7 protein-coding genes are annotated in these 10,384 nt (G+C 36.4%); 2 read left to right on the top strand and 5 right to left on the bottom strand.

The features are described 5' to 3' along the window. Positions 1 to 121: 121 nt before the first annotated feature. From AMS59_RS01145 to AMS59_RS01135, 3 genes are all read right to left on the bottom strand, one after another. The gene (locus AMS59_RS01145; protein WP_082337335.1) at positions 122 to 2,482 is read right to left on the bottom strand and encodes a bifunctional 2',3'-cyclic-nucleotide 2'-phosphodiesterase/3'-nucleotidase; all 2,361 of its coding nucleotides are present in this window, start codon (positions 2,480 to 2,482) and stop codon (positions 122 to 124) included. 306 nt (positions 2,483 to 2,788) lie between these two features. Continuing rightward, positions 2,789 to 3,412: an FMN-dependent NADH-azoreductase gene (locus AMS59_RS01140; RefSeq protein ID WP_053481931.1), complete on the bottom strand. Its 624-nt coding sequence runs from the start codon at positions 3,410 to 3,412 to the stop codon at positions 2,789 to 2,791. A gap of 210 nt (positions 3,413 to 3,622) precedes the next feature. Further along, positions 3,623 to 4,330, bottom strand: coding sequence for a DsbA family protein (locus AMS59_RS01135; RefSeq protein WP_053481930.1), 708 nt, complete (start codon positions 4,328 to 4,330; stop codon positions 3,623 to 3,625). Between the two features lie 126 nt (positions 4,331 to 4,456). Here AMS59_RS01135 and AMS59_RS01130 point away from each other — a divergent pair, with 126 nt between their 5' ends. Continuing rightward, on the top strand, positions 4,457 to 5,836 hold the full coding sequence (locus AMS59_RS01130; RefSeq protein ID WP_053481929.1) for an FAD-dependent oxidoreductase: 1,380 nt from the start codon (positions 4,457 to 4,459) through the stop codon (positions 5,834 to 5,836). A gap of 572 nt (positions 5,837 to 6,408) precedes the next feature. Here AMS59_RS01130 and AMS59_RS01125 read toward each other — a convergent pair. Next, the gene (locus tag AMS59_RS01125; protein ID WP_053481928.1) at positions 6,409 to 7,335 is read right to left on the bottom strand and encodes a manganese-dependent inorganic pyrophosphatase; all 927 of its coding nucleotides are present in this window, start codon (positions 7,333 to 7,335) and stop codon (positions 6,409 to 6,411) included. A gap of 772 nt (positions 7,336 to 8,107) precedes the next feature. Here AMS59_RS01125 and AMS59_RS01120 point away from each other — a divergent pair. Then, entirely contained in the window at positions 8,108 to 8,908 is an 801-nt protein-coding gene (locus tag AMS59_RS01120; protein WP_234007651.1) for a GNAT family N-acetyltransferase, read from the top strand. 67 nt (positions 8,909 to 8,975) lie between these two features. On the opposite strand, the gene AMS59_RS01115 is transcribed toward AMS59_RS01120, so the two are convergent. Then, positions 8,976 to 9,842: a MurR/RpiR family transcriptional regulator gene (locus tag AMS59_RS01115; RefSeq protein ID WP_053481926.1), complete on the bottom strand. Its 867-nt coding sequence runs from the start codon at positions 9,840 to 9,842 to the stop codon at positions 8,976 to 8,978. Positions 9,843 to 10,384 lie beyond the last annotated feature (542 nt).

Below are 10,384 nucleotides of genomic sequence, written 5' to 3'. Positions count from 1 at the left end.
GGCTAACCTCTACTTCTGTCTTCGGGGTTCGGGACTTTCACCCTATAGTTCATGTGCATGCCGGGCACACCAAAAAGGAGAGCAGCGTTTAATAACGCACTCTCCTTTTAACATGTCATTATTACTTAATTAAATATTTACCAAAGCCGCCTTCTGTATCTCCTAAATATTCGATATTGCTACCTGCAGGAATGACTTTTTGTGCAGCCTTAGCAGAGTTGTAAATAATTTTTGTATTTGCTGGGAACGGTACAAATGACCAATTGTTATCCGCAGCAGGATTAATTTTTTTGTTTTCAATAATGTAATCAATTACAGCTTGGCGATTTTCATAAGCATAGTTAGTTACATTAGAGCCATCTGCATTTTTAAACGTGGCACCATAAGAACCACCCACGCGGTAATTGTTCGAAATGATGATAAATTCTTGGTTTAAATCGATTGGTTTACCATTGTATTGCACGTTTTTAATGCGATTTGCTTTTTTGTCTACTAAAATACCTCGACTATCATATTTCGCCGGTGATGTGACATCGATTTGATATGTTAAGCCATCTAATACGTCAAAATTGTAAGAACGTGCCTCTGGGTCAATAATATTTTGTTCTTTCGTTTGATTTGGATCAATTGTTGCAAAAATACCAGCAGCCATTTCTAACCATTCGATTGCTTGTGCACCTGTTACTTTAATCGTTGCAACAGTATTATCGTAAACATAAATATCTGCCATATTTTTAATCGCAAGCGGACCTACAGGAATATTTGTGTAATCTGTAGGGTTATTACGAGAGCCTGCTTTGAAAGGGGCACCAGCAGAAAGTAGTGGTGTTTTTTCATCAGCAGTACCTTTTAACTCTTTTTCAATAAACCATTTTTGAGCTTGTGTCACAATTTGAATAGAAGGATCATCTTGAACCATCGAGAAGTAGCTATGGATTGGTGCAGTTGTCTCACCAACAGGCTGACGTATATACTTCAACGTACCTTCATGATCTTCTTTAATAACATTTAAAACTATTTTAGATGGTTGTAAACCTTCTTGTTTGATAGAACGGATAGATCCTTGCCCATCCACTACAACCCATTTAGAGCCTTGTTGTTCTAGTTTTAAATCAATGACTCCAAGATAGCTACCATAGCTTCCTGCCATTACGGTAGGCACACCGTTAATTGTCCCTTTTGCTTGATCAACATTTTTAAGATTTTTATAGTCACCCGGGAATGTTAAATGAGAGTGACCTGTAATTAAAGCGTCTACCCCTTCAATCTCAGAGATTTGGTATCCTACGTTCTCGTTACCTTTTACGTAAGTATCCTCACCAATACCTGAGTGTGAAAGTACTACAATTACGTCTGCACCTGCTTTTTGCATTTCTGGTACAACTTCTTTCACCGCTTCAACTGGTTCTTGCATTTCTACTTTGCCTGCTAAATGGATAGCATCCCATTCAACAATTTTTGTAGGTACGATACCAGTAACACCAACTTTAAGCGTGTGCTTTTTACCTGTATTGTCTACAACCTCTTTATCAAGAATTACATAAGGTGTATACATATGCTTTTTTGTTTTAGCGTCGTATGTGTTTGCATTTACGACCGGATATTTTGCATCATTTAATACTTCATCTAAAAACTCTAAACCATAGTTGAACTCATGGTTCCCTAAAGTACCACCATCATATTTCAGTGCATTTAGTGCTGCAATAGCTGGATGAACTTCACCTGGTTTTAAAACGTTCTCTAACGCTTTATAAGATCCTAGTGGCGTTCCTTGAATCAAATCACCATTATCAAATAATAATGTGTTTGGATTTTTAGCACGGGCTTGTTCAATTAATGTTGCTGTGTTTGCTAAACCTACATCAGCTGATTCAGTATCTAAGAAATAATTATAATTTGCAAGGTTTGTATGAATATCTGTTGTTCCTAAAATTTGAAGATCTACTTTAGTTGTAGGTGTAGGTAATTTGTATTCGGCTACAAAGCGTTCAATAATACTTTGTACTTGATCAGTTGTTACATAGTCACGAGGACGAATTGTGTTATCCTCAAAGCCTTGTAAGATGTTTGCTGCAACGGCATTTGCTAAATCTTGCTTATGTGTTGTAGCAATTTGATCTGCATCTTTAAACTTATTTAATACAGAAAGCGGAGCGTTTTCATTGACTAATCCACGAGCAGAAATAACAAATGCTTGTTGACGTGTCAATTTATCATTTGGACCAAACAATGTCGCAGTTTTACCTTTAATAAGCTTCAATTCTACTGCTTTTTCTACATACGGGGCTAAATCCTTAGAGACGTCAGTGAAGGCAATTTTCGAACCATCACCTAGCTCCACATTTAAGCTTTCTACTAATTCTTTCACATAATCCCCACGTGTCACATCACCTGATGCAGCATTTGCGGATAGCCCAAATGGTAATACCGTGAATAGAACAAGTAGCATTGCCAAGAATTTAGTCATTAATTTCTTATTCATGCAACAACCTCCTTATAAATCTAATATTTTCCTACGATTTCTATTATATTATACTAATTGCTTTTCTAATTGAACAATTAGTCCTAATTGTATGTATTTTTAAACGAATAGCAAAACACTTTACTGGAAAATGATAGATTAATATCATTTCATATTTATTTCACATAATGTGATGTTATTAAATGTAAATCGAGAATAAGCGCATAATACCAATATTTCAGACCTCCTTACCATCACCATACCTCTATGAAAAAAACAAAAAAAGTTCTCTCAAATTAGAGAGAACCTTTATTAAAAAATAATTTATTATGCGTTTACAGTTTGTAAAGATTGAGCTACTTTTTTAACCGCTTCTAGGCCATTTGCAATAATTTCTTGTGCTTTATCTTGTGACGCGTTATGACCTTCAATGATAACCTCTTCGATAATTTCCATACCGAACATGCCAACAACATTTTTAATGTAGTTAACTGACATTTCCATTGGTTGTGCTTCAGGTGAAGAATAGTAACCACCACGAGCATTTAAAATAACTGCTTTTTTGTCAGTCATTAAGCCTTCTAATTGACCGTTTTCATTATATTTAAATGTATAACCAGCTTGGAATACATAGTCAATGAAAGTTTGTAATTTCGCTGGGATTGTTAAGTTCCAAAGTGGGAAAGCAAATACAACAACATCAGCTGCAGTTAAAGCATCCATCGCTTTTTGTTTTGCTGCTAAAAGACGTGATTCAATGTCAGTTAACGCTTCACCGTTTTGAACTTTACCAAAAGCATTGAAAAGATCTTGTCCAAAATAAGGCATATCTTCTGCGAATACGTCAAAAGTCGTTACAGCTACACCTTGTACGTTTTCCATAAATGTGTCATACATTTTTGTTGAAATACCATCTGGACGGTTGTTAGCTTTTACTACTAATACATTCATTATATAAATTCTCCCTTAAAATCAAAGTTTAATATCTCGAATTCAAGATATATAAGTATATTAAAAAACTTCGCGAAAAAAGTCAACGTTAGTAGACTCAGACTTTTGACTGAAATATAGAAATTTCAAATTGATCGGGTACCTCACTTATCTAATCGGCTTCGCCCAAAATGATCAGGTTCTATTATTTCTTACCTTTCTCTAACAGCATTAAAATTTACAACTATCATCGGTACAAACTCCACCATCTTCAGCGCCAGCCATCTTTAATCCTGGTTGTAAGCCTTCTTCCTCTGCTACTTTGCGTAAAGTTTCTTCAAATACTTCTTGTGGTTGTGCCCCAGAAATACCGTACTTACGATTTAACACAAAGAACGGTACCCCTCGTACACCAAGCTGTAGCCCTTCTTGAATATCAGTCTCTACTTCTGTTTTAAAATCATCGTTAGAAAGAACCTTTGCAACTTCTTCACGATTTAGACCTACTTGCTCAGCAATATCGATTAATACATCATCCCGGCCAATACGCTTTGCTTCAATAAAATAATTGTGTAATAGTGCTTCAACAAGCGCTGTAACATCCCCTTGTTGTTCTACCCATTTTACTAGACGATGCGCTTTTAATGTATTTTCCTCCATTAAATTATCAAAATTATAATCTAGACCAACTTCTTTTGCGCGAGCAGCAACACCTTGCGTCATTTCCTTCGCTTTTTCTAGAGACATTCCATACTTTTTCGCCAATGATTCATATGTAGTCACATTTGTATCCACAGGTGTTGTTGGGTCAAGTTGATAGCTTTTATAAACGAGCTCTACCTGCCCTGCAAGACCCGTATCTTGAATCGCCTGCTCTAGTTGCTTTTTACCAATATAACAAAATGGACATACATAATCTGACCAGATTTCAATTTTCATAGGTAGTCACGCTCCTTTTGCTACATTGTAGCGATAGTAATTACAGTAAGGCAATCTTTATGCTTCATTGCATAAATTTTCAAATCAATCTACATACTGAACGTAAAAACAATGTGAGGGTTATGTATGACACAATCTCTTTGGCTCGGTACAATTGATCCCGTTTCTCTGCCATCTCTTCCTGCATCAACAACTTGTGATGTATGTATAATCGGTGGAGGCTTGACGGGACTATATACAGCCTATGTCTTAGCAAAATCAGGTGTAGATGTAGTCTTGCTTGAGGCAAATTCCCATATCGGTCATGGTACGACTGGTAATTCAACAGGAAAATTAACTGCACAGCATAGCTTAGTTTATGCCAACCTTATTGAAAAACTTTCTGTAGATGAGGCACGACTCTATTATCAGCTCAATCAAATAGCAGTTGAAAAAGCAGTACAGTTACTCCCTAAAGAAAGTATTCAACAAGTAGACTCCTTGCTTTATTGCCAAACAAAAGAAGGCTATGCCCAATTATTAAAAGAATGGAATGCCTATAAAGTATTAAATATTAAGGCGAAAATCACTTCTGATACAGAGCTTCCCTTCCCAGTTACAAAAGCACTTAGCATGTCCCAGCAGGCTCAAATACATCCTGTAGAAGTTTGTAATTTCCTTGTAAAAGAAGCATTATCAATGGGCGCAAAAATCTACACAAATACCCGTGTTCAGCAATTAAACATACCACAAAATAACTTACATACCGCAAATGATATGTCGGTTCAATATAACAAACTTATTTTGTGCACACACTATCCAATCGAAGCCTTTAGAGGACTTCAGCTTTTTAAACTTTCTAACAGTCGTTCCTATATGGTTGCTAGCAAAATTACCGATACACTACAAGGTCAATATTTATGCGTAGATCATCCTACTCGCTCTATTCGGACGGCTACCATTAACGACGAGCATTATTTAGTGTTAGGTGGAGCTAATCATATTGCAGGTGAAACAACCAATACAGAGCCCTATTATGAGGCCATTCAAAATGAAATGAAGGCACATTTCGATCAGGAGCCAATCTATCGCTGGTCAGCGCAGGACATCGAAACACCAGATATGGTCCCATATGTTGGCAGGATTACACCGTCCTTGCCTAATGTTTTCATTGCAACTGGCTATCGAAAATGGGGGCTTTCCAATTCTTTTGTAGCGGGAGATATACTATCATCCCTAATAACAGGAGCAGGGAATGAGGATGGTGCAATTCCTCTTTATTCGCCAGCACGTACGAAATTCGGGGCTCAGTTTATGCAAATGCTAAAGGTAGGAGGCTTCGTAGCCAAGGAGTTCGTGACAGGTTATGTGAAACATGCCAATACACCAACTTGCACGCATTTAGGCTGTAAAACAAAATGGAATGAAGCCGACGAAACTTGGGATTGCCCTTGTCATGGCTCTCGCTTTAATGCCAAAGGAGAAGTTCTTGAAGGTCCTGCCGTACACCCATTAAAGCTAGATTAAAAAACAAAATGATCAAGGGAATTTTTGTGAATGTTGTGGCTTTTTAGATGAGAGTGACTTCCGTTCTAGGCTACTAGTTTTCACTGCGGGAAGGTTGATGTCGATAAAAATTAAAAGTTAGGTAATAAAACTTGAAAATTTATCGATAAAATTTAAAAGTTGGTCGATAATTCCTGAAAGTGTTTCGATAAACTAAAAAGTTGGAGATCATTTTGTTAAAACGCATGTTGTGTGAAGTGGTTGATTGGAGTGGAGGCTGGGCGACTCCTCGGGGATTAGCGATAGAGGAACGAAGGCTAAGAGCATCACATCCTGTGATAACGCCTTCGTGACCAACCTCGTGTTGGCCCGAGACCCTGTAGCGAAGCGAAGCGGCTCATCGGACGCCCCCAGGAAGCTCTGCTATGTGCGAAAGCGAAGCGTCAGCAACAAAGCGCCCAGCTGGAACGGAAATCAACCCCACGTTTTGCCGAAGAGCATACTTTATTTAATAGGACACCTTAATTTCATTGACACAATAGTTTTTCAACAATATAAAAGAGGTTGCCTTTTTGAGGGCAACCTCTTTTTCATTATTTTAATGCATCCGTTAAAACTGGAACAATTTGTTTTTTACGAGATACAACACCTGGTAAAAGAATGCGATTATTCACAAGCTCAGCGCCAAATCCTTTTGCTGCAGCCTCTGCTACTTGTCCAATTGCAACGGCAGTTGAATCATTATTTAAAATATCTGTTACAACAAAGAAGAATAAATCTAAGCCATTTTCCTCTACATTTTTATTTAATAAAATTTCCAATTCCTCTTGGCGACCCAGTACATCGTTAATATCGACAGCGTTTACTTGAGCTACTACTGACTTATATTCACCGAATTGGAATTCTTTTGCATCTAATGATAAAAGATCTTCTAATGATTTATCTGAAAGGTCAGCACCCGCTTTAAGCATTGCTAAACCGTATTCAGCGGCATCAACACCTGCAATTTTTGCTAGCTCCTCACCAGCTTTTACATCTTGCTCTGTGCAAGTTGGAGATTTGAATAATAAAGTATCAGAAACGATAGCAGAAAGCATTAATCCAGCAATGTTTGCAGGAATTGCTACACCATGTTCTTTAAAGATTTTGTTTAAAATCGTTGCAGTACAGCCTACAGGTTCTGCACGGTAGTATAGTGGATCAGCCGTTTGGAAATTGGCAATACGGTGATGATCAATTACTTCTGCAATTTGTACTTCTTCAATTCCATCAGCAGATTGCTGGAATTCATTGTGGTCTACAAGGATTACTTTCTCCGCTTCTCCAACTACTGATGAAATTAGTCGAGGTGCCTCAAAAGCAAATTTATCTAATGCAAATTGTGTTTCGTTATTTACTTCTCCAAGGCGTACCGCTTCAGCATCAACGCCAATTTGCTGTTTTAAATATGCATATACAATTGCAGATGTAATTGTATCTGTATCTGGATTTTTATGACCAAAAACTAAAACTTTACTCATTGAATCTATTCCTCCTAAATGGCAATAACATTTATTATTTTTTATTTTATCATACCTTATGAACAAACATGTTATAAAGTGAAAGTTTATCTATGAAGGATCTACTGCCATTACACAACTAAAATCTTCTATTCTAAGATAACTGCGTCTTCATGTATTATTTATCTTTCCTCTACATTAAAAAAGCTAATTTAACGACTTATTAGTCAATCACAAAATGGAGGAGGATTTTTGTTAAAACGTATGCCATAAATATGAGTTGATTGGAGTAAAAACTCGGGGACTCCTTGGAGATTATACTATCACAGATGAAGCCCTGGAGCGAGCCAGTAGAGAAACGCGAAGGCTAAAATCCCTGTGATGACGGCTCATGACCAACATCGTGTTGCTGCCGCTACGTTGCACTGCGCTTTCGCACAATACACATCTTTGACCCAAGTGGCTCATCCTACGCCCTCAGGAAGCTTTGCTCTGTGCGAAAGCGCAGCGTCAGTAACAACAAAACGCACAGTCATAACGGAAATCAAACCTACTGTATGGTAATCATTAGGAAACTACCTATTCAAACCATATCTAGGTCATTATTAAATTTAATATTTTTATCTACCAATAACATCCTATTTATAATATTTAATGATAATAATGCATAGTTTATAAAAAAAAATTACTATTAGTAGATATATAGTTGTGTTTTTATATTTAAGAAACCGTAATTTTATGCTATCATCAGATAGTCTATATTTATTAGGATATACAGGAAATGGGGATCACGATGACAAAGAAGATGGAAAAAAAGTATATTCCTTTAGCAAATTATTTTGAAGTAGCTTTACACCAAGAAATTACTTTATCATTTAGCGAACTCGAAAATATTATGGGACAAGCCTTACCAAATGCAGCTTACTTGAATAGGAGCTGGTGGAAGAAAACAAAGCCCCCACTCTCTCACTATTTGTCATGGACAAATGCAGGCTACTATGTCATTGATGTAAAACTCGGTACCAGTGTAACTTTCGCGCGTACACAAATGAAGACTACGAGCAATATTTCTAAAAATGACGATAACCCACCTGCATACATAATTCGAGCAATTGAAGCATCAGATGCTAGATCATTTATTCATTTGCAAGAAGAAATTTTCCAAAAAACTGACTTCATGTATAATATGGAAAACGAATTAGACCTCACAGTTCAACAGCTTCGTAAAGATTTAGGCTATTGGAAACAATTGAAAAACCGTACGATTTTACTTTGTATATTAAATGGCATTTTTGCTGGCTATGCCGTTGTCCATGGATATAAACATTCTAAAGCTAAGCATGTTGCATCAGTTCGCCTCGCTGTTAAGGAAGAGTATCAACGACAAGGTCTCGGTTCAGAGCTGATGAAGGCAGTTGAACGCTGGTCTATACAGCGAGATATTTCACGCTTAGAAGCATCTGTTATGGAGCATAATGATAGTGCTTTAAATTTGTTTAAAAAATTAGGTTTTCAGCAAGAAGGTATCCGACAAAACGCCATTAAATTAAATGATACCTTTATTAACGAATATAGCTTAAGCAAAATTTTATAAGTTTCTTTTTCAAAGATGTCTAAAATTTATTTGGACATCTTTTTTTATGTGTAGCGTTGTAAAGTTTTTAGAAAACCTGCTTTTCTCTTGCAGCATCTAAGAATAGCAAATTATTTTCCACTTGTTCATATGATTGCTGATATTTCTCATATTGTGCCTTATCCTGACTGACCATTTCCTCAATTAGCGCATGTAAAAACGAAAACAAAACTGGAATAACGTCCAATGAAGATTGCTTTTTCAGACCAAGTGTAAATAACGCACTTGCATATTCCCGAATAGAAGACAATGCCGAACCAGTAATGGCAATAATTTTAGCCTTTTTCTTCTTGGCAATTTCTACAATCGTTTGGATATCGTTTGAATGCTTTTCCCATGAAAAAACTATTAATGTCGTATGCTCACTCATACTGTTAATTTGCTGTACAATATCGTCGGATTCTGAGCGAAGCTGTTTCACATTTGGGCGTAAAGTTTTCATTGTAGACGATAACCAATTTGCAATGGATGCAGCTTGACGAGTACCTAAAATATAAACGTTCTCCGCTTCATGCATCCATTTTGAGCTTTTTTGAAGCATACGATCGTTAATCAAATGAATCGTATCTTGAATATTTTGAATATCACGTTGCATCACCTTACCAAAACTCGGAATATCCTCCTTGCTTGAAGAATATGTAGGTTGAAGACTCGCACCATCGTTTTGAGTCATTAAATAGCTTCTAACCTTGTCTTGAAGCTCTACATAGCCCGATAAATCCATCGCATAACAAAAACGTATAACTGTTGATTCACTAACATTAGCCAGTCTACCAACTTCTGCTGCTCCGTTACCAATTATAACTGTAGGGTTAGTCATAACAAATTGTGCAACTTTACGCTGTCCCTTCGACAGCCTGACAAATTTTCTTTCTATATTTTCTTTAATGCTCATTTCTAACAACCTTTCTTTCAATGAAATTATCACGATTGGAGATTGTTTCCTACTGACTCTATATTCGATTAAAAATACAGTATCACGATTATATTCTGAATACAACGACTTTTCGGAAAAATCTCTACCGCTTCAACTTGCTAATATAATAGTTCGAAAAAAAGACATAAAATCGTGCTATTTCATTATCAAAGTTTATAGATGAATCATCACTATCACTTGAAGGTTAATTTCGGTTGCCACTGAGCGCTTTCCTAACGAAGCTCGCTTCAGGGTTTCCTCTTGTAGCATTGTGATCCCCAATAAGTCCATAGCCTACATTCCAGACAACTTATTCAGATGCTATAAATTTTAACAAGATGCATCCCCATTTTCAGAGATGTACCTTATTGATTGTGATTTTAACAGATTTTTAAAAATATTTGTATAAAAATTAATATTGTATAATTTTTATGTAATAAAATTATCACTAGCGTCGCATTAAAATAATTCCACGCTAATATTTAAACTGAATTTTCTGTAATATATTCCAGGCACGAAAA

Source organism: Lysinibacillus sp. FJAT-14745 (genome assembly GCF_001275675.1).
Classification (GTDB): domain Bacteria; phylum Bacillota; class Bacilli; order Bacillales_A; family Planococcaceae; genus Lysinibacillus.
Note: the sequence above shows the minus strand (reverse complement) of the source record. Positions and strands in the feature narration are given on the sequence as shown.

Excerpts from the sequence above, each read along its gene's own strand:
- AMS59_RS01140 (WP_053481931.1), bottom strand. The coding sequence starts at position 3,412 with ATGAATGTATTAGTAGTAAAAGCTAACAACCGTCCAGATGGTATTTCA.
- AMS59_RS01115 (WP_053481926.1), bottom strand. The coding sequence starts at position 9,842 with ATGAGCATTAAAGAAAATATAGAAAGAAAATTTGTCAGGCTGTCGAAG.
- AMS59_RS01135 (WP_053481930.1), bottom strand. The coding sequence starts at position 4,330 with ATGAAAATTGAAATCTGGTCAGATTATGTATGTCCATTTTGTTATATT.
- AMS59_RS01120 (WP_234007651.1), top strand. The coding sequence starts at position 8,108 with ATGACAAAGAAGATGGAAAAAAAGTATATTCCTTTAGCAAATTATTTT.
- AMS59_RS01130 (WP_053481929.1), top strand. The coding sequence starts at position 4,457 with ATGACACAATCTCTTTGGCTCGGTACAATTGATCCCGTTTCTCTGCCA.
- AMS59_RS01145 (WP_082337335.1), bottom strand. The coding sequence starts at position 2,482 with ATGAATAAGAAATTAATGACTAAATTCTTGGCAATGCTACTTGTTCTA.
- AMS59_RS01125 (WP_053481928.1), bottom strand. The coding sequence starts at position 7,335 with ATGAGTAAAGTTTTAGTTTTTGGTCATAAAAATCCAGATACAGATACA.